General features: G+C 70.8%; 19 protein-coding genes and 1 tRNA gene. 17 read left to right on the forward strand and 3 right to left on the reverse strand.

Annotation, left to right across the window (positions count from 1 at the left end; genetic code table 11):
- The first annotated feature begins 172 nt into the window (after window positions 1-172).
- Window positions 173-2,299 (forward strand): carbohydrate porin, encoded by a 2,127-nt coding sequence (locus MKK82_RS03430; RefSeq protein WP_238290595.1) that lies wholly within the window; start codon window positions 173-175, stop codon window positions 2,297-2,299.
- A gap of 11 nt (window positions 2,300-2,310) precedes the next feature.
- Here MKK82_RS03430 and lipB read toward each other — a convergent pair whose 3' ends face one another.
- A complete protein-coding gene (lipB, locus tag MKK82_RS03435; protein WP_238290594.1) occupies window positions 2,311-3,042 on the reverse strand; it encodes a lipoyl(octanoyl) transferase LipB in 732 nt (243 codons plus the stop codon).
- A gap of 89 nt (window positions 3,043-3,131) precedes the next feature.
- Between lipB and MKK82_RS03440 the strand changes: the two genes are divergently transcribed.
- The 11 genes from MKK82_RS03440 to MKK82_RS03490 all read left to right on the forward strand — a co-directional run bounded on the left by MKK82_RS03440 (window position 3,132) and on the right by MKK82_RS03490 (window position 10,178).
- On the forward strand, window positions 3,132-3,437 hold the full coding sequence (locus MKK82_RS03440; protein WP_238290593.1) for a FliM/FliN family flagellar motor switch protein: 306 nt from the start codon (window positions 3,132-3,134) through the stop codon (window positions 3,435-3,437).
- A gap of 121 nt (window positions 3,438-3,558) precedes the next feature.
- Window positions 3,559-3,643: transfer RNA gene (locus MKK82_RS03445), tRNA-Leu, on the forward strand.
- A 507-nt stretch (window positions 3,644-4,150) separates the two neighbouring features.
- A complete protein-coding gene (locus MKK82_RS03450) occupies window positions 4,151-4,360 on the forward strand; it encodes a hypothetical protein (protein WP_238290592.1) in 210 nt (69 codons plus the stop codon).
- A 162-nt stretch (window positions 4,361-4,522) separates the two neighbouring features.
- Window positions 4,523-5,323 (forward strand): hypothetical protein, encoded by an 801-nt coding sequence (locus MKK82_RS03455; protein WP_243984657.1) that lies wholly within the window; start codon window positions 4,523-4,525, stop codon window positions 5,321-5,323.
- A 31-nt stretch (window positions 5,324-5,354) separates the two neighbouring features.
- On the forward strand, window positions 5,355-5,858 hold the full coding sequence (locus tag MKK82_RS03460) for a hypothetical protein (RefSeq protein WP_243984659.1): 504 nt from the start codon (window positions 5,355-5,357) through the stop codon (window positions 5,856-5,858).
- A gap of 267 nt (window positions 5,859-6,125) precedes the next feature.
- On the forward strand, window positions 6,126-6,623 hold the full coding sequence (locus MKK82_RS03465) for a cupin domain-containing protein (RefSeq protein ID WP_238290589.1): 498 nt from the start codon (window positions 6,126-6,128) through the stop codon (window positions 6,621-6,623).
- A gap of 345 nt (window positions 6,624-6,968) precedes the next feature.
- The gene (locus MKK82_RS03470) at window positions 6,969-8,507 is read left to right on the forward strand and encodes a DEAD/DEAH box helicase (protein WP_243984661.1); all 1,539 of its coding nucleotides are present in this window, start codon (window positions 6,969-6,971) and stop codon (window positions 8,505-8,507) included.
- A 289-nt stretch (window positions 8,508-8,796) separates the two neighbouring features.
- Window positions 8,797-8,982, forward strand: coding sequence for a YegP family protein (locus MKK82_RS03475; protein ID WP_238290585.1), 186 nt, complete (start codon window positions 8,797-8,799; stop codon window positions 8,980-8,982).
- Window positions 8,983-9,145: 163 nt separating this feature from the next.
- Window positions 9,146-9,415 carry a hypothetical protein gene (locus tag MKK82_RS03480; RefSeq protein WP_243984663.1) on the forward strand — a complete coding sequence of 90 codons (270 nt, stop codon included), beginning with the start codon at window positions 9,146-9,148 and terminating at the stop codon, window positions 9,413-9,415.
- Between the two features lie 146 nt (window positions 9,416-9,561).
- A complete protein-coding gene (locus MKK82_RS03485) occupies window positions 9,562-9,699 on the forward strand; it encodes a hypothetical protein (RefSeq protein ID WP_238290581.1) in 138 nt (45 codons plus the stop codon).
- Between the two features lie 26 nt (window positions 9,700-9,725).
- Window positions 9,726-10,178 (forward strand): acyl-CoA thioesterase, encoded by a 453-nt coding sequence (locus MKK82_RS03490; protein WP_238290579.1) that lies wholly within the window; start codon window positions 9,726-9,728, stop codon window positions 10,176-10,178.
- Here the strand turns inward: MKK82_RS03490 and MKK82_RS03495 are convergent.
- Window positions 10,171-10,722, reverse strand: a complete 552-nt coding sequence (locus tag MKK82_RS03495) for a superoxide dismutase family protein (protein ID WP_238290577.1) — start codon at window positions 10,720-10,722, stop codon at window positions 10,171-10,173. The genes MKK82_RS03490 and MKK82_RS03495 overlap by 8 nt on opposite strands.
- 109 nt (window positions 10,723-10,831) lie before the next feature.
- Between MKK82_RS03495 and MKK82_RS03500 the strand changes: the two genes are divergently transcribed.
- The 5 genes from MKK82_RS03500 to MKK82_RS03520 all read left to right on the forward strand — a co-directional run bounded on the left by MKK82_RS03500 (window position 10,832) and on the right by MKK82_RS03520 (window position 16,301).
- Entirely contained in the window at window positions 10,832-11,608 is a 777-nt protein-coding gene (locus MKK82_RS03500; protein WP_238290575.1) for a TlyA family RNA methyltransferase, read from the forward strand.
- A gap of 92 nt (window positions 11,609-11,700) precedes the next feature.
- A complete protein-coding gene (locus MKK82_RS03505) occupies window positions 11,701-12,951 on the forward strand; it encodes a class I SAM-dependent RNA methyltransferase (RefSeq protein ID WP_238290574.1) in 1,251 nt (416 codons plus the stop codon).
- Between the two features lie 52 nt (window positions 12,952-13,003).
- A complete protein-coding gene (locus MKK82_RS03510) occupies window positions 13,004-13,276 on the forward strand; it encodes a hypothetical protein (RefSeq protein WP_238290573.1) in 273 nt (90 codons plus the stop codon).
- Window positions 13,277-13,513: 237 nt separating this feature from the next.
- Entirely contained in the window at window positions 13,514-14,518 is a 1,005-nt protein-coding gene (locus MKK82_RS03515; protein ID WP_238290572.1) for a magnesium transporter CorA family protein, read from the forward strand.
- A gap of 97 nt (window positions 14,519-14,615) precedes the next feature.
- Window positions 14,616-16,301, forward strand: coding sequence for a methyl-accepting chemotaxis protein (locus tag MKK82_RS03520; RefSeq protein ID WP_238290571.1), 1,686 nt, complete (start codon window positions 14,616-14,618; stop codon window positions 16,299-16,301).
- Between the two features lie 248 nt (window positions 16,302-16,549).
- Here MKK82_RS03520 and MKK82_RS03525 read toward each other — a convergent pair whose 3' ends face one another.
- A complete protein-coding gene (locus MKK82_RS03525) occupies window positions 16,550-18,238 on the reverse strand; it encodes a B12-binding domain-containing radical SAM protein (protein ID WP_238290570.1) in 1,689 nt (562 codons plus the stop codon).
- Between the last annotated feature and the right edge of the window lie 155 nt (window positions 18,239-18,393).

Raw genomic sequence — 18,393 nt, forward strand, 5'->3', positions numbered from 1 at the left:
TCGGGGCCGTGTCGTCATGTCACTGCCATGCCGCGGCGCCAGGATGGGGAGCGGGATCGAAGTGCCGGGCAGATCGCGGCGTTTGGCGGAACGAGCTGTGCCCCGGCAGAACCCGTGCTTGCTTAACGGCCGGCCCCGTCTTAGCAAGTGCTATACTTTTGCCGTGAGTCGGATGAGAACCCGTTCCGTGACCCTGGCCCACGTCGCGGTCCTCGCGCTGACCGCCTCCCTCCTCGCCCCCGTCGCCGCACGGGCGGCCGATCCTGCCGCCCCGCCGGCCGCGGCGGAGGGTCCGGCCTACGCCGACTGGTCCGGCGGCTATCTCGGCCTGGAGGGTAGCGCCGGAGGATCCTATGGGGCCTACAATTTCGGGCCCACCACGATCGGCGGCCGCCCGGTCCCGGCCTTCAAGAGCGGCGATTCCACCGGCCGCAGCGACCAGGGGCGCGACGCCACCACGGCGGCGGGCGGCCTGTTCGGCGGCTGGAACTGGCAGAGCGGGCCGTGGGTCTACGGCGTCGAGGCCAGCCTCGACGCGGCGAACCTGAAACGGCCGGTTCCCTCGACCATCGCGGGCTTCGGCTACGCGGACGTGGACCCGGCCTTCAACGTCGTGCGCGCCAAGACCGATCTCTACGGCGCCCTGCGCGCCCGCCTCGGCTACAGCTTCGACCGCTACCTGATCTACGGCGCCTTCGGGCTCACGGGGGCGAACGCGCGATTCCTCGCGTCCTACCCGAACCTCGACGTGGGGGGCCAGAACGCGGCCCGGCGGGAACTCGGCTATGTCGGCTTCACCCTGGGCGCGGGCATCCAGTACGCCATCACCGATCACCTCGCCCTCGGGATCGACTACCGCTACATCGATCTCGGCGGCAGCCGGCGCTTCACGCTGGGCGTCGTGCCCGGCGATGCGGGCGGCCCGGTCACCAGCCGGGCGAGCTTCACGTCCAACCAGCTCTTCGCCCGGCTGATGTGGTTCCCGGAGGGATTGAGGGCTCCGCCGGATCCGGACGAGACCGCCCCGCACGATCCCGACAACGGCGACACCGGCCGCTTCTCGCTGCACGGGCAGACGACTCTGATCGCGCAGGGGGTGCCGGGCTTCCGCTCACCCTACGCGGGCGCGCAGAGCCTGGTCCCGCATCAGGCCCGGCAGACGACGACGGCTACGATCTTCCTCGGGCTCAAGCTCACCGACAGCACCGAGATCTACTACAATCCCGAGTTCAGCCAGGGCTTCGGCCTGTCGCGGACGCTCGGCGTCGCGGGCTTCGTCAACGGCGAGGCGCAGAAGGCCGGCGCCCCGTTCCCGAAGCTGCGCTCGAACCGCTACTACGTGAAGCAGACGATCGGGCTGGGCGGCGAGACCGTGGAGGTGCCGGACGGGCCCAATCAGGTCGCCACCCGCTACGATTCCGAGCGGATCACGCTGATCGCCGGCAAGTTCGCGCTCGGCGACTTCTTCGACGGCAACGTCTACGCGCACGATCCGCGGGTCGACTTCTTCAACTGGTCGCTCTGGGGCGCCTCGGCCTGGGACTTCCCGGCGAACCTCCCCGGCTTCACCCAGGGCGTCTACGCCGAGTACAACCGGCCGGAATTCGCGATCCGCGCCGCCTACACGCAGGTCCCCAAGGAGCCGTCGAGCGACGTCCTCGACCCGCGGGTGTTCCGGCGCGCCGGACTGAACGCGGAGTTCGAGCAGCGCTACGTGCTCCCGTGGCTCGACCAGCCGGGCAAGCTCCGCCTCGGGCTGTTCTCGAACGTGGGGGTCTCGGCCAACAACCGGTCGGTGGTCACCCTCACGCAAATCGGCGCCTTCGACGACATCAACGACGCAGTCGCGGCGACGCGGCGCCCCCGCCGCAAGACCGGCGGCTACATCAACCTGGAGCAGGCGCTCACCCCGGAACTCGGACTGTTCGCCCGCGCCAGCCTGAACGACGGGCGGACGGAGAACATCTCCTTCACCGACATCGACCAGAGTTTCTCCGGCGGCCTGTCGCTGAAGGGCAAGGCCTGGGACCGGCCGGACGACACGGTGGGCATCGGCGCGGCGATGAACGGCCTCTCGCCCTCGCACCGGGCCGCCTTCGCGGCGGGCTATTTCGGGCTGCTCGTCGGCGACGGGCGGCTCAACTACGGCACCGAGCGGGCGCTGGAGACCTACTACGCCCTGAACCTCACCAAGTTCGTGACCCTGACCTTCGACTACCAGTTCGTGAACAACCCGGGCTACAACCGCGACCGCGGCCCCGCCCACTTCTTCGCCTCGCGGCTGCACGCGGATTTCTGAGCGCGGTGCGGTCAGTCCGCCGCCTCAGTCACGGTCGCCCCGAAGATGTCCTCGAACGCCGCCCGGAGTTGCATGTCGACCTCCGCCATGCTCACCGGCAGGCCGAGATCGACCAAGCTCGTCACCCCGTGCTCCCGGACGCCGCAGGGTACGATCCCGTCGAAATGCGTGAGATCGGGCTCGACGTTCAGGCTGATGCCGTGGAAGCTGACCCAGCGGCGCACCCGGATGCCGATCGCCGCGATCTTGTCCTCGACCCCCGGGCCCTTCTCGGGACGGCGCACCCAGACGCCGACCCGATCCTCGCGGCGCTCGGCGCGGATGTTGAAGGCGGCCAGCGTCTCGATCAGCCACGCCTCCAGGCTCGCCACGTAGGCGCGCAGGTCGCGGCTGCGCCGGCCGAGGTCGAGCATCACGTAGGCGACCCGCTGACCGGGGCCGTGATAGGTGTACTGCCCGCCCCGCCCCGTGGCGTGGACCGGGAAGCGCCCGGGCGCCACGAGATCGGCGGGCCGTGCCGACGTCCCGGCCGTGTAGAGCGGCGGGTGCTCCAGCAGCCAGACGCATTCCGGGGCCGCGCCGCGGGCGACCGCCTCCGCGCGCGCCTCCATCCAGGCGACGGCCGCCGCGTACGCCACGGGTGCGTCGCTCACGCGCCAGCCCACCGGCCCCGCGGCCGGATCGGAGCCGGTCTCCTTCGGGAAGGCGTGGGGGCTGACCGTGAGGCGCGGCGCGTTTACCAAGGGTTCACCATCCTGCGGCGATGGTCGAAGCCTTCACCATCCGCGACCGGCGGTTGCAAGGTTCCAACTGCAAGACGGGATGACGAACGGTGGCGGTCTTCGAGACCCTGAAGGTCGATCTGACGGTGGTGCTGGGCCGCGCCCGCATGCCGCTGCACATGCTGTTGCGCATGGGCCGCGGCGCCGTGATCGAGCTCGAGGCCAGCGACAGCGACATGGTCGAGATCCTGGCCAACGATCACCCGATCGCCCGCGGGCAGATCGTGGTGACGGGCGACCGCATCTCCGTCGAGGTGACGGAGCTGATCCGCAAGGCGGCCTCGATCGTGGAGCCCGGCGCCAGCATCGGCGACGGCGCGGCCTCGCTCCTGGAGACCGGCTACGATCGAGCGTGAGCGAAACGCTTGTCGGCGGCGGGGCGATCTGTTATCCGCTGCGCCGCGCGACACGACGGCGGCCCCGGGTTCTCCCGCGGGGCGCACAAGTCGAGCGAATGGACGGGTCTTCGCGTCCGATGCGGCCATGGCGGAATTGGTAGACGCGCTAGCTTGAGGTGCTAGTCCCGCGAGGGGTGGAGGTTCGAGTCCTCTTGGCCGCACCAACCTTTTCTCGAACAGCGAGACGAGGTTCGGTGCACGACTTCGGAAGTGGCCGACGCGCTCCGCGCAGCCCTGTCCGACGCATCCGACACACACACCATCCGGCAAGCGATCAGGTGATCGAGCCCTTCGGCCGTCCGGCCATGGGCAGCCCCCGCAGGATGGATCGCGACTCCGGCATGATCGCGGGGTGCGATCAACGCTCATGTGTTCAGCGTCGCGCGGCCTAGTCCCCTCCGCTCCCGGGTATCCGATACGGCCGCCGCAGCCTCGGGTCTGTTCTCCGGCCTCTTCCCGACCGAAGCGGACCCGGCCGCCCGATCGACGCAGGACAGCCGGCGGGGGCGGATCGCCGCAGATCTCCGGCAACCGCGCAGGCGCTCGTCCCAGAACCTCTGATGGGTCTCGGCACGCCACGATCCGTCTTCGTTGCAGCCGTGCGGATCAGCACCGCCACGAAGACAGCAACGATGGATCCTGGCCGTTCACATCTGCCAGGGAGATCACCGATGGCGAACCGCGTCGTCGCTTCTGTGAAGTCATGGCTTGCCGGTGCGCGGACCAGCCGCGATCTGTGCCGCCTCGACTGCCGGTGCCTTGAGGATATCGGTCTGGATCCCCGGGACGTGACCGCCGGCATCAACCGGACGAGGCACCATCCCTCCTGGGACGACGACGCGCGACGCCAGGTCTGGATCGGACCGCGCGGGGAATATTAGGGCCGGAGCGGATCTCGACGCCGGCGCGCGGCGGGTCGGCACGCCTCATCTTCGGTTCGCGCCTCCGCGCTCAGCGCGGGAGAGCGGGATGCCGGAACCACCCAGGACAGCCTGGGGTTTATGTCGGACCCCGGATCCGCAACGCCTACGAACAGAGTGCCTATGAGCGCGCCGGTAAGATCATTTCTCGCCGTCGGGACCGCCTTCGCCGCAGGAATCGCGGTTACCGCGGCCTTCGTCGGCGGCCGGCCCGAGCGGCCGCAGGTCGAGCCGGCCATGACGGCCGGGCCGTCCGCGACCGGGCAGGCCCCGAAGGTCGCCGATCTCGCGTCGACGTCCCGCGCGGCCGAGACCGCACCGCTCGGCAAGGCCCCGGCGGCCACGGAGACCTGGGTCGACCCGACCCGGCAGCGCGCTGCGGCACCGGCCGCCAACCCGCCGCTGCCCCCGCTGGTGTTCCACGTGGAGCGCAGGAGCGAACCGGCGAAGGATCAGGCGGCCCGGGACGGCACGGGAGCGGATGAGGGAGACGTGCGTCGAACCGCTGTCGTCCCGCCGCCGCGCCGACCGACCGCGTCCGAACTCCTGGCGAAATCCGGGCCCCGCCGCGAACCGGCCTCCGAGACTGACACGGCGGACGCCACCCGGGAATCGCGGGCGCCGGCGCCCAAGCCTCAGGCGCCGCGGCAGACGGCCAACGCTCAGCACAAGGCCGCAGGGTCCCGCGTCGCGTCGTCGGACGCGAGCCAGGACGACGTCCGCCTCGTGGCCCCGCGGCAGTCGCGCCAGATCTACGTCGCGCGGCGGGACGACGTCGACCCGCCGTCAGGGTTTTACCCGCCCCGGCACGTCGAGGTCGTCGACCGCTACGAGCGGGATGTCGAGGACCGGCCTTCCGTGGTTCGACGCAGAGTGACCGCTGCCGAGGCCGGTGGTGTCCTGCGCTGGCTCGACCATCCTTGAGCCTTCCCTGTCCGAGAGCAGCGAGGCTCGCATGTTGAATGTCCGGGGATTGGCGATCGGCGCGACCGTCGTCGCGTGGGCGAGCGCGGCCAGCGCCCTCAGCCCCGAGGACATGCGCGAGCGCACGGCCGCCATCGCGAGCCGTTACCTGCAGATCTGGTCCTCCAACAACGTGAGCCCGGTCTCGGACGTACCCTACATGTACGGGCGGACGGTCCAGTTCTACGGAAAACCGTATAGCCAGGCGGACCTGCAGGCCGAGAAGCTACGCGCCATCGCGCAATGGCCGGTGCGACAGTATGCACACCGCCCCGGCACGATGCGGGTCATCTGCAACGTCGAGGCCCGCAAATGTGCGGCGCGGTCCACCATCGACTTCACGGTCGCCAACCCGAACCGAGGGACCAGAAAGAGCGGTTCGGCGAAGTTCGATCTGGGCGTCAGCTTCGCGGGTCCGCGCCCGGTCATCCTCTACGAGGGCGGGAGCTTGAACAGGCGGCGCGGCCCGCAGGGCGCCTCCGGTTTCCAGGAGTGACCCGAGCCGGAACTCGGCGGGAGCCATCGAGTCCGGAGCGCGGCGGCGGGCCCCGCAGGGGGCGGTCGGCCGGGTAGAAATCTGGTCCGGCCCGGCAGCGCGCGTGTCAAGACCACCATCCGCGCCAGTGCTGATTAAGGCAAACGCGCGAAGACCGGAGGACATGCTGGAACTGGTCGGTCTCACCGGCTAATCTTCGGAAAGCGACGGGCCAACATCGCTGTCTTCGTTCGTACGAACCTTGTGCCCCGCGTGTCGGAGCTGACCGTGAAGAAGATCCTCGTCGCCGCGGCCCTCCTCCTGGCCGCCACAGGTGCCTACGCGGAGATCCAGCTGCACGAGGAGGGGCGCCCCGTCGCCAGCACCGCGATTCGACCCGGGATCGCCGCCTTCAGCCCGTCACCGATCCCAGCGGCCTGGATAATCTCGGGCAATCCCGTCACCGAAGCCGCCAAGGTCTCCGAGGTCCATGACGGCAGCGCGCACGTCTATCTGTGGCGCACCACGGCGAGCACGTTCCGGTGGACCCATCAGGCCGATGAGATCATCACGATCCTGGAGGGCGAGGTGTTCATCACCGACGCGGACGGCCAGCGGCATCACCTCAGCCAAGGCGACGTGGCGCATTTCCCGGTCGGGTCGGTCCAGCTCTGGGAAGTGCCCAGGAGCCTCCTGAAATCGGCGATCCTCAAGCATCGCAGCCCCACCCTGGTGGAGGCGTCCCTGCGCTGGATGCGCCGAGCCCAGGCCTTCGTCACCGGCTGAGCCCCTCGGGCGCCGCACCGGATAGACGCCGTTCCGCCCGGTGGTCGAGCCACGCGTCGGCGGATGCCGTGCCATGCGCGGGCTCGCACCGCGGCGAGTTGACTTCGCAGCCGCACAGCCGCATATCGGCGGTGCAGCGTCAGCGGCCGCCATGGCCCGCTTGAGGGGGCTGCGTGACGGATCGGGCGCCTTCCGGCGTGATCCGGCCCCCCTCTTCATAACGTGCATGCACCCGAGCCGCCCCATCACGCGGGCTGCTCCCTGCCAACGGACCGACCCGAACACGGCACCGCTCGCGACGAGAACGCGAGGCGCCCGGTCGGTCCTGCTGCATCGGATACATCCTTGACCCAATTCACCGATTTCGGCCTCGCCCAGCCCGTGCTGCGGTCGCTCAGCGAGGCTGGCTACGTCGCGCCGACCCCGATCCAGGCCCAGGCGATCCCGCCGGCCATGGCGGGCCGCGACCTCTGCGGTATCGCCCAGACCGGCACCGGCAAGACCGCGGCCTTCGCGCTGCCGATCCTGCACCGCCTCTCGCTCTCGGACCGCCGCCCCCCGCGCCGCGGCTGCCGGGTGCTGGTGCTCTCGCCCACCCGCGAGCTCGCCAACCAGATCGCCGAGTCCTTCTCGGATTACGGGCGCCACCTGCCGTACACCAACACGGTGGTGTTCGGCGGTGTCACCATCAGCCGTCAGGAGCGGGCGCTGGCGCCGGGCGTCGACATCCTCGTGGCCACGCCGGGCCGGTTGATCGACCTGATCGAGCGCCGCTCGCTGACCCTCGAAGGCGTCGAGATCCTCGTCCTCGACGAGGCCGACCAGATGCTCGACCTCGGCTTCATCCACGCCCTCAAGCGCATCGTGAAGATGCTGCCGCAGAAGCGCCAGAGCCTGTTCTTCTCGGCCACCATGCCGAAGAACATCGCCGGCCTCGCCAGTCAGTATCTCACCGACCCGGTGCAGGTCGCGGTGACGCCCGTCGCCACCACGGCCGAGCGGGTCGACCAGCAGGTGATCTTCGTCCACACTGGCGCCAAGCAGGCGCTGCTGGGGCACATCCTGCGCGACCCGGCGATCGAGCGCGTCCTCGTGTTCACCCGGACCAAGCACGGCGCGGACCGGGTGGTGCGCGGCCTCGACAAGGTCGGCATCGCGGCGGCGGCGATCCACGGCAACAAGAGCCAGCCCCAGCGCGAGCGGGCGCTGGCCGCCTTCAAGGACGGCTCCAGCCGGGTGCTGGTGGCCACCGACATCGCGGCCCGCGGCATCGACGTCGAGGCCGTGAGCCACGTGGTCAATTTCGACCTGCCGAACGTGCCGGAGAGCTACGTTCACCGGATCGGCCGCACGGCCCGGGCGGGCGCGGACGGCCTCGCCATCTCGTTCTGCAACGACGAGGAGAAGGCCTACCTGCGCGACATCGAGCGCATCACCCGGCAGAAGGTGCCGGTGGCGGGCTTCCCGGAGGGCTTCAACCCGCCGTCCCGCCAGGAGGCCGCCGACATCGCCCGCGAGGAGGAGCGCCGGCCCGAGCGGCAGCAGCGTCCCGGCGGCGGGCGCCCGGGCCAGCGGCCCCGGCAGCAGCAGGGTCGTCCCCCGCAGGGGCGGCCCGAGGGCGGACGCGGGTTCGGCGGCCAGGGCGCACCCCGGCAGGGACGGCCCCAGGAGGGTCGGACCGACGGCCGCAGCCAGGCCCCGCAGGGGCGCGAGGCGCGCCCGGACAGCAGGCCGGCCCGGCCGCAGGGTGAGCAGCGTCCCAGCCAGGGCCGCCCGAACCGCGACGGACGGCCCCAGCGGGCCGACGCCCGTCCGCGCAGCGGCGGTGGCGGTGGCGGTGAGGGCCGCAACATCGGCTGGCTGGAGCGGGCGCCGCGCTCCTGAGCCGACTAACACGATCTGACCTGTGAAGCCGCCCGGGACGCATCCATCCCGGGCGGCTTCGCGTTTGGAGGGGGAGGGTCGAGCGCGACCTCGGGCTGGCACCGCCGGTCGCCGACCTCGACGCGTCGTCCCTGCGCGCGGTGTGGAGGTATCCAGGTCGCGCCGCCGCACCGCCGAAGGCGGGCGGGATGCGGGACGGCGGAATTCCTGCCCCGTAAGCCGCAGGGGCAATCTTTTCCTGATGGGCCCCCGATCCCATCTCGTCCGGATTGGACAGGGAGCCTCCACCATGCGGTTCGAACTCTACCGGGACGCCAAGGGCGAGTGGCGCTGGCGTCTGCGGGCGCGCAACGGCGAGGTGGTGGCGGAATCCGGCGAAGGTTACGCGCGCCGCGAGGATTGCGAGCACGGCATCGCGCTCGTCCGACAGAGCGCCGAGGCCCGCATCGAGGACATGACCACGAAGATCGCCTGACGCGGCGGGCCTCAACCCGCGATCAACCCTGTTCGCCACTCCGTAGCGGTTACGCTGCAACGCTTGGGCTCACCCACGCGTTGCAGCGTTTCGGACCGGTCGGAAGGCCTCGCTTCCCGTGCGGTTCGTCGTCACGACGTAATGACACAAGGGAGTCGAGACCTTGCTGAGGAAATTCCTGCTCGCGGCCCTGCTGGTGCTGGGCTTCGCGGCCGTCGCGCCGGAGAGAGCGTCCGCCGCGCCCATCGGTCCGGGGCTCGCCCTGCCGGCCGATGCCGCACCCGCTGCAGCGACCGAGAAGGCCCAGTACTATTACCGTCGCCGTTTCTACGGCCCGCGGCCCTACTGGCGCCGCCCGTATTACGGCCGTCGGTTCTACGGCCCGCGGCCCTACTGGCGCCGTCCGTATTACCGCCGCCGGTTCTACTACTGAGCGCGCGGCCTTGATCGGCCCGGCGGCTTCTTCGAGCCGCCGGGCTTTTTCATGCCTTGATTCGGGGTGCGCGAGGGCGCCCCATGCGTTATTCTGCATGGGACGGGATGGACGACGGGAGATCGACCCACCCGGGAGGACGCCTGATGAACGATATCGCGCAGCGCGCCGAGCCTTCGGCGGCGACGCAAGACCTCTGGCAATTGGTCCCGCTCGAATGCATCCTGAGCGCCGTCGCAGTCCTGGTGGCGGCGGGGCTCAAGCTCGCCGGCTTCCTTCCCTGACGGCGCGAGGCGGGTGGATGGACGGCATGCAGCACGTCGGACCCTCAGCGGGGGCAAGTACCCCCCCGCCCCCGGAGGTCGATCTGCCCCGGGGTGACCTGACGGTGCGCACCATCGCCATGCCGGCCGACACCAACGCCAACGGCGACATCTTCGGCGGCTGGGTGCTCTCGCAGATGGATCAGGCCGGCGGCATCGCGGGCGTCGATCGTGCCCAGGGCCGGGTCGTCACCGTGGCGCTCGATGCCATGACCTTCATCCGGCCGGTCCGGGTGGGCGACGTGCTGTGCGTCTACACCCGGGTTTCGCAGGTCGGCCGGACCTCCATGAAGATCGAGGTCGAGGCCTGGGCGCGGCGCTTCTGCACCCAGGTGCGCGAGCGGGTGACGCAGGCCACCCTGACCTTCGTGGCGATCGACGAGGCCGGCCGGCCGCGGCCGATCCCGCCGGCCGTCCCGTCGCCGCCCGCGGCTACTTGATCACCCCGCAGGCGACCCGGTCGCCGGCGCCGCCGATCGGCTGGCTGGTGTGGTCGTCCGGGTTGGCGTGGATGATCAGGGCCGAACCGTCCCCGTCCTTGAGCCCGCCCTCGCCGTTGAGCGGCGTCTCGCTCGACACCTCGGCCTGGGCCGAGCCGTCCTGCGCGGCGTAGAGGTTCGGCAGGTCGCCCTCGTCGGGGCCCTCCGGGTTGAGCAGGCCGTGCTTGCTCTGGTCGTGGTTCACGTGCGCCTTGGAATTCTGGAACTTCGCGTCGGAGCAGTCGCCGACCGCGTGGAAGTGCATGCCGTGCCAGCCGGGGGGCAGGCCGCCGGGCTGAATGGCCACGCGCAGGACCAGGGCGTTCGCCCCGTCTCGGATCGTCAGCGTCCCGATCGCGTCGCCCTTGGCGTTCTTGATCGGCGCCTCGTAGGTCTCGGGAGCCTTGGCAGGCTCCTTCGAACCCTCCTTGGAGGGCTCCTGCGCCAGGGCGCCGCTCGCGGCGAGGGTCCCGAGCAATGCGAACAGCGGCAGGGTACGGGTCATGCGGTGGCTCTCCTGTACGGCCCGGTCTAGTTAGGGAGCGTGCCGCCCTTCGACAGGGCCGCGCCTCCGAACCTCGACCGCAGCTCTGCCGGAACCGCGCTTAATTCTGATGACCCGAGACCGGCCCATAGCGGACCGCGCCGCGACCGGTGCCCCGCCCCCCCGACGCGCCGATCTGTTCCTGGTGGAGCAGGGCCATTTCGAGAGCCGGGCTCGGGCGCAGGCCGCGATCAAGGCCGGGCTGGTGCGGATCGACGGGCGACCGCTCACGCGCGCCTCGGAGCCGGTCGCCGCGGGGGCCCGCGTCGACGCGGCTCCCGCGCATCCCTACGTCTCCCGGGGCGGGCTCAAGCTGGCCGCCGCCCTGGATGCCTTCCTCCTGGATCCGCGCGGCCGCACCGGCCTGGACGTCGGCGCCTCCACGGGCGGGTTCACGGACGTTCTGCTCGGCCGCGGCGCGCACCATGTCCACGCCGTGGATGTGGGACGGGGACAGCTCCATCCCCGCCTCGCCGCCGATCCGCGCGTGACGAACCTGGAGGGCACGGACATCCGCGGCCTCGACCCGGCGGCCCTGACGCCGCGTCCGGATCTCGCGGGCATCGACGTGAGCTTCATCGGCCTGCGCCTCGTGCTGCCGGTCCTGCCGGCCTTGCTGGCTCCCGGCGCGGAGCTCGTCGCGCTGATCAAGCCACAATTCGAGGCCGGCCGGGCCCGGGTCGGGCGTGGGGGCCTCGTGCGCGATCCGGCGGTCCATGCCGAGGTCTGCGCCGCGGTGCGGAGCGCGCTGGAGGCGCTCGGCGCCGCGATCCTGGGCCTGGTCGATTCGCCCGTGCCCGGCGGCGACGGCAATGCCGAGTTCCTGATCGGGGCGCGGTTGCCGTGAGATGCCCGGGAGCGGCCGGATCGCCTAGAGTCGTCGGCGCGATGCCGATGCGACGCCGGATGCGACGCCGATGAGATGCCGGTGAGATGCCCATGAGCGATGCCCCCAACGAGACGGTCGCGATCCGGGAACTCGGTGCCCGGGGCGACGGCATTGCGGAGGGCGGGATCCTCGTCCCCTACGCGCTGCCGGGGGAGCGCGTCGCGATCCGGCCGGAGGGCCGGCGCGCGGAGCTGCTCGGCATCGAGCAGGCCTCCGCCGACCGGGTCGAGCCGTTCTGTCCCTACTACATGCGCTGCGGCGGCTGCCGGACGCAGCATCTGGCGCGGCCGGCCGAACTCGCCTGGAAGCGCGGCCTCGTCGCGCAGGCCCTGTCTCAGGCCGGGCATGCCGTCGACCCGGCGCCGACCGTCGATGCCCACGGCGCGGGCCGCCGCCGCATCACGCTGCACGTCCGGGAGATCGACGACCGGGCCGAAGCCGGGCTCATGGCGGCGCGCAGCCACGCCCTGGTTCCGATCAATCATTGTCCGATCACCGTGCCGGCACTGCACGCGGCGCCGGAAATCGCGCGCCGCCTCGCGGCGCCCCTGGGCCACGGCCGCAAGCCCCTCGACGTCGCGGTGACCGCCACCGATCAGGGCCTCGACGTCGATCTGCGCGGTCATGGCCCGGTGAGCGGAGGCGTCAGCGCCGCCCTGGTGCGGATCGCCGGCGCCCTCGGCCTCGCCCGGCTGTCCCTGCACGGCGAGCGCCTCATGGAGGCCGAGCCGGTCTCGGTCACCGCCGGCGACATCCGCCTCTACCCGGCCCCCGGCGGCTTCCTGCAGGCGACGGCCGCCGGGCAGGCCGTGCTCACCGAACTGACGCTGGCAGCCCTCGGCCCGCGGGTGCGCCGCGCCGCCGATCTGTTCGCGGGCTGCGGGCCGCTCACCCTGGCGATGGCAAGAATCGCGGCCGTTCACGCCGTAGAGGCGGACGCGGCCGCGCTCGCCGGCCTCGACCGGTCCGCCCGCGCGGCCACGGGCCTGCGCCCGATCACCAGCGAGCGCCGCGACCTGTTCCGGCGGCCGCTGCTGCCGATTGAACTCGACGTCTTCGAGGCTGTGGTGTTCGATCCGCCCCGGGCCGGCGCGGATGCCCAGGTCCGTCAGCTCGCGGCCTCGCGCGTCCCCCTAGTGGTCGGCATCGCCTGCGACGCCGGTACCTTCGCGCGGGACGCGGCGACCCTCGTGGCCGGCGGCTACCGGCTGGAGGCGGTGACGCCGGTCGACCAGTTCCGCCACGCGGGTCACGTCGAGATGGCCGGGATCTTCCGCCGCGCCGCCACGCGGCGGCGATGACCCACGCAACCTGCGGCCACGTTTCGCGTTTTCACGACGACTGGAGGTCCACATGACCCGCGGATGCCTTCGCCCCCTCGCGCTGGCCGCGCTGAGCCTCGCCCTGCCGGGCGCGCTCGCGGCGCAGACCGTCGCGCCCGACCAGACCGGCACCGGCGGCGGCCCGGCCTCGACGATCACGGCGCCGAACACCAACAGCTACGGCGTGACCAAGCCGCCGGGCACGTCGCTGGGGCCAGGCGAGGTGCCCTCCCGCGAGGAGCGGCGCCGGGAACGCGCCCTGACCGACCAGATCGATCGCAGCATCTGCGACGGCTGCAACTGACGCGGTGCGCGGCGGGTTCGTCGGCGCGGCCGACGGCCCGTTCCTGTGCGCGGATCACCCTGGATCGGGCCGTGACGACGGAGGGACCCTGCGTCGTCGCGCGTGCGCTCCGGAATGTCACGGAAGCGTCAGAAAACACCGCCACATCCGCGCCACAGCTTGCGTCGGGACTCGCGGTGCCGGATGCGGGCTGAGCCCTGCGCCGCTTCGCGTCCGTTCCGCATCCGAGACTCGTTCGTGATCTTCATCCACCAGCCCGCCGTCGGCGCCGGATCCACGCAGCTTGAGCGGCGCGTGGTCAATCTTCAGGACACGATCCCGGAGGATACCGTCTGGCTCGACCTGATCCGGCCGAGCCGCGAGGAGGAGCTCAAGGTCGAGGCCTTCGCGGGCATCGAGGTGCCGACCCGCGAGGAGATGAAGGACATCGAGCCTTCGGAACTCCTCTACGTCGAGGAGGGCGCCCGCTACATGACCGGGCGGGTGCTCTCGAAGGTGAGCGACTCGGAGGAGCCGGGGCTCGCCGGCATCACCTTCATCCTGCGCGGCAACCGCCTCGTCACCGTGCGCTACGAGGAGCCGCAGGCCTTCCGGATGTACACGCAGCGCGCCGGCCGCTCGATGGGCAACGGCAGCAGCGCCTCGACCTCCGGGGAATCCATCCTGGCCGGGCTGATCGAGGCGGTGATCGACCGGGCTGCGGACGTGCTCCAGCTCCAGGGCGAGCGGATCGACCGCCTGTCGGGGAAGATCTTCGAGGTGCAGGAGGATCCGTCCGCCCGCAACACCGCCCTTCAGGACACCTTGCGGGCGCTCGGTCGGCACGGCGACCTCATCTCCAAGCAGCGCGAGAGCTTGGTCTCCATGGAGCGAATCCTGCTCTCGCTGTCCGCGACCTACCGGACCAACAAGGCGCCGCGCGACCTTCGGGAAGACGTGCGCTCGACCCTGCGGGATCTTCAATCACTGGAGGAGCACGCCACCTTCCTGAACAACAAGATACAGTTTCTGCTCGATGCAACACTCGGGCTCGTCAACCTCGAGCAGAACAACATCATCAAACTGTTCTCGGTGATGGCGGTTGTCTTCATGCCACCGACCCTGATAGCCTCGATCTACGGCATGAATTTCAAGTCTCTTCCCGAACTGGAGCTGCCGTACGGCTACCCGATGGCGCTGGTCATGATGGTCGTTGCCGCCATATTTCCCTACTTCTTCTTTCGATGGAAGAAGTGGCTCTAGCACTAGTCTTTATCCAAGAGCCGAGAAAGAATTAAGGGATCTCTGGGAAAAAGCGCGAGCTTGAAGGCGCGGCAGGCCCGCGAAGACGGAAGCTCCCATGCGATTCTCTCTCAAGACGGTCCTCTCCGGTGCGATCGGCCTGCTCGCCCTCGCCGCCGCCGGCCAGGGGATCGCCAGCGTCGTGACCCTGTCGGAGATCGAGGGGAATGCGACCGAGATCTCGCGGCAGGCCCTGCCCGCACAGAACCAGGCCGAGGCGATCGGGACGGCCGTCCGGGACGCGCGCCTCAGCCTCTACCGACTGGTCGTGGCCTCCCCCGATGCGGCGGCCCTCGACAGGAACCAGACCGCGCTGACCGACACGCTCGGGGCGCTCTCCGACCTGCGCCAAGCCTTTCAGGAGCGCCCGACTGCTCCCCGCGAGCGGGAGACCTACGAACGGTTCACCACGGCCTGGAACGCGTATCAGAACGTCCAGCTCCAAGTGGTCGAGCTGATGATCGCGGGCGACCAACCGGCTGCCCTCGCGCTGGTGCTGAATCCCGCGACGGGCGCGCAGAACGACGCGGCGGTCGCCAGCCTCACCGAGACGATTGCCTCCGCGCGGGCGCAGACGGAGGCCAACGTCGCCGTGACCGTGGCGAAGGCGACGCGGGCCAAGCTCGTCGCGCTGGCCGCTACGGTGATGGGCCTCGCGGTCGCCGCGGCGGCGATGCTGTTCGCGATCTTCGGGATCGCCCGGCCGATCGAGCGCATGACCGGAACCATGGGTCGCCTCGCCGAGGGTGACGAGACCGTGCCGGTTCCGCACACGGGGCGCGGGGACGAGATCGGCGCGATGGCGGCCGCCGTGCAGGTGTTCAAGGACAACCTGATCCGCAGCCGCGCCCTGGAGCGGGACACCGCGCTGGCGCGCGAGGGCGCCGAGACGCAGCGTCGGCGTGCCGTCCACGCGATGGCCGGATCCTTCGAGGCCGCCGTCGGCGGCGTGCTGGCACGGGTGTCGGACGCCGCCCTCGGCCTGCGCGCGGATGCCGAGGCGATGTCCGGCACGGCCACGCACACGGCCGAGCGCGCCGCGACGGTGTCGGGCGCCGCGCAGGAGGCGGCCCAGCACGTCGGCACGGTGGCGGCGGCGGCCGAGGAACTCGGCGCCTCGGTCCAGGAGATCAGCCGGCAGGTGGACGGGTCCGCCGACCTCGCCCGGGGCGCGGTGGTCGAGGCCGGGCAGACCGCCAGCCTCGTCCAGGAGTTGAGCGCGGCGGCGGGCCGGATCGGGGACGTCGTGCGCCTGATCACCGATATCGCCGGCCAGACGAACCTGCTGGCACTCAACGCCACCATTGAGGCCGCGCGGGCCGGCGCGGCCGGGAAGGGATTCGCGGTGGTCGCCGCCGAGGTGAAGCAGCTCGCCGCCCAGACCGCCAAGGCCACGGGGGAGATCGCCGATCAGGTCGGCCGCATCCAGGGCGCCACAGGTCAGACCGTGGGGGCGATCGACGGCATCGCGGCGCGCATCCGCGAGATCGACGGGGTGGCGACCTCCATCGCGGCCGCCGTCGAGCAGCAGGGCGCAGCGACCCGGGAGATCGCCCGCAACGTCGCCGAAGCGGCCGTCGGAACCGGCGCGGTCACCGGCACCATCGACGCGGTGGCGCGGGCCGCCGATGCCACCGGCACGGCCGCCACGCGGATGCTCGCCTCGGCGGCGAGCCTGTCGGACCAATCCACCGAGCTGCGCCGGGAGATCGACACGTTCCTGGCGACGGTGCGGGCCGCCTGACGGGCTCCTTCCGGGCGTCCAACGCGGCGGTGTGAACGCTTCGGCCCCTCCGGCTCCGTCCGTCCTCACGCGCCGGGCGAAGCGCCTCGGGGCGGAGCGGTCTGGGCGGGCGGGGCACGGTCCGGATGTCCTCGCTCCGCCCGCCAGGGCGGCGGACCCGGGCCCTCACCGAAACCGGCCAGAGACGGCAAGGCCGCCGGGGATGCGCTCCCGCGGCGGCCTGTCGACCCGTCCGATGCGCGCTGGTTTCAGGCGACGGCGGCGAGGTGCTTCACCTCGGCCCGGGCTGCCACCTTACCGACCGGTGCCGCCTTGCCGCCGCTCTCCACCTCGGGGAGCAGGATCGGCGGCTGCACCCAGCGGCCGGCGTCCAGTTCGGTGATCCGGCCGTTGATCTCGCGGATGACGTAGCGCGAGAACGGGTAGACGTGGAGGTAGATCACCATGTTGGTGACCACGGCCTCCAGGGCCGCCGGGTTGCGGCGGGCGGTCTCCAGGAACACGCTCCAGAAATGCTTGGCGAGTTCCGGCCGCCGCACGGTCATCCGCCAGCAGACGCGCAGCAGCGAATAGAGATCGTGGACGACGTGGCGCCAGTTCAGCTTCTGGGCGGCGAATTTCGGCCGCTTCACGCGGCTTGCGACCACCCGCACCCGGTCGAAGAAGTTCGCCGGGTCGTAGATCTCCTGCAGGACGTCGCGGTAGTCGGCCAACACGTCACGCTGCGGGCGCAGGGTCACGAAGTTGATCCCCTGCGTGCATTGATCGCCCTGATCGGCGGTGGTCGCCGCGTAGTTCTCGTAGAGGCGGCCCTCCTTGCGCAGGCGGCGCGAGAGCTGCGTGTTGGGCAGCGCGTAGAGCAGGCCGACCATGGCGATCGGGATGCCGGTCTGGCTGATGCAGAGCGACATCGCCTGGGCGATGCTGTCCTTCTCGGTGTCGAAGCCGACGATGAAGCCGGCGGTGACGAACATGCCGTGCTCGTAGAGCTTGTGCACGCTGTCGGCGATCGACCGCTTGGTGTTCTGCTTCTTCTGCGTCTGGATCAGCGTCGCCTCGTCGGGCGTCTCGATCCCGGTGAACAGGGCGAAGAAGTTCGCGTCCCGCATCATCCCGAGCAGCTCTTCGTCGTCCGCGAGGTTCAGCGAGGCCTCGGTGGAGAACTTGAACGGGTAGCCGTGCGCCTCCTGCCACTGGATCAGGTGCGGCAGGAACAGCTTGATCGCCTTCTTGTTGCCGATCAGGTTGTCGTCGACGAAGTCGACATGGCCGCGGTAGCCGAGGCCGTGGAGCCGGTCGAGTTCGGCCAGCATCTGCGGCGTGGTCTTGGTCCGCGGGGCGCGGCCGTAGAGCTCGATGATATCGCAGAACTCGCAGGTGAACGGGCAGCCGCGCGAGAACTGGACGCCGATGTAGAGGTAGTGGCTGAAGGTCAGCAGGTCGAAGCGCGGGATCGGGCTCTTGGTGACGTCGGCCTTGAACTTCTCGGCCGTGAAGCGGCCGCGTCGCTCACCCGCTTCCCAGGCGGCCACGAACGTGTCGAGGATGCCCTCGGCCTCGCCCAGCACGAGGAAGTCGGCCCTGTCGTAGACCTCAGGCGTCGAGGTGGGTGCGGGACCGCCGACGCAGACCGGCGTGCCGAGCGCGACGCACCTGTCGATCACGACGAGGCAGTCCGGCTCTTGGGGCAGCATGCCGCCGGTCATCACGAGATCGGCGGCCTGGATCTCGGCGTCGGTCAGGTCCTCGCAGTTGCGGTTGACCAGCGTCACCTGCCAGGCCGGCGGCAGCATCGCGGCCAGCGTGATCAGCCCGAGCGGCGGCGCGGGGGCGCGGGCGCCCTGCAGCTCCATGGCCTCCTTGAAGTTCCACATGGAGTTTTCGTAGAACTTCGGGAACACCATCAGCACGCGCGGGGCCGTATTCGCATCCGACATGCCAGCTTCCCTCGTTCACGCAGGCGGCCCGAATCCGCGCCATCGGGCCGTGCAAAGATCGCTGTCTGACTTGCGGGCGAATTGAGGCCGTTTTTCGCTCCCGCAGCACGCCTCGCCCCGGCTGTGGGATTCGACCGGGCTGTGCGGCCGGCCCC

The sequence above is a fragment of the Methylobacterium sp. E-046 genome, assembly GCF_022829625.1.
GTDB lineage: Bacteria > Pseudomonadota > Alphaproteobacteria > Rhizobiales > Beijerinckiaceae > Methylobacterium > Methylobacterium longum.

Bases quoted from the DNA above. Each gene is read 5' to 3' on its own strand.
- MKK82_RS03450 (WP_238290592.1), top strand. From the start codon at position 4,151: ATGGCGAACCGCGTCGTCGCTTCTGTGAAGTCATGGCTTGCCGGTGCG.
- MKK82_RS03460 (WP_243984659.1), top strand. From the start codon at position 5,355: ATGTTGAATGTCCGGGGATTGGCGATCGGCGCGACCGTCGTCGCGTGG.
- MKK82_RS03505 (WP_238290574.1), top strand. From the start codon at position 11,701: ATGAGCGATGCCCCCAACGAGACGGTCGCGATCCGGGAACTCGGTGCC.
- MKK82_RS03455 (WP_243984657.1), top strand. From the start codon at position 4,523: ATGAGCGCGCCGGTAAGATCATTTCTCGCCGTCGGGACCGCCTTCGCC.
- MKK82_RS03510 (WP_238290573.1), top strand. From the start codon at position 13,004: ATGACCCGCGGATGCCTTCGCCCCCTCGCGCTGGCCGCGCTGAGCCTC.
- MKK82_RS03525 (WP_238290570.1), bottom strand. From the start codon at position 18,238: ATGTCGGATGCGAATACGGCCCCGCGCGTGCTGATGGTGTTCCCGAAG.
- MKK82_RS03495 (WP_238290577.1), bottom strand. From the start codon at position 10,722: ATGACCCGTACCCTGCCGCTGTTCGCATTGCTCGGGACCCTCGCCGCG.
- MKK82_RS03485 (WP_238290581.1), top strand. From the start codon at position 9,562: ATGAACGATATCGCGCAGCGCGCCGAGCCTTCGGCGGCGACGCAAGAC.
- MKK82_RS03520 (WP_238290571.1), top strand. From the start codon at position 14,616: ATGCGATTCTCTCTCAAGACGGTCCTCTCCGGTGCGATCGGCCTGCTC.
- MKK82_RS03430 (WP_238290595.1), top strand. From the start codon at position 173: ATGAGAACCCGTTCCGTGACCCTGGCCCACGTCGCGGTCCTCGCGCTG.
- MKK82_RS03475 (WP_238290585.1), top strand. From the start codon at position 8,797: ATGCGGTTCGAACTCTACCGGGACGCCAAGGGCGAGTGGCGCTGGCGT.
- MKK82_RS03500 (WP_238290575.1), top strand. From the start codon at position 10,832: ATGACCCGAGACCGGCCCATAGCGGACCGCGCCGCGACCGGTGCCCCG.
- MKK82_RS03490 (WP_238290579.1), top strand. From the start codon at position 9,726: ATGCAGCACGTCGGACCCTCAGCGGGGGCAAGTACCCCCCCGCCCCCG.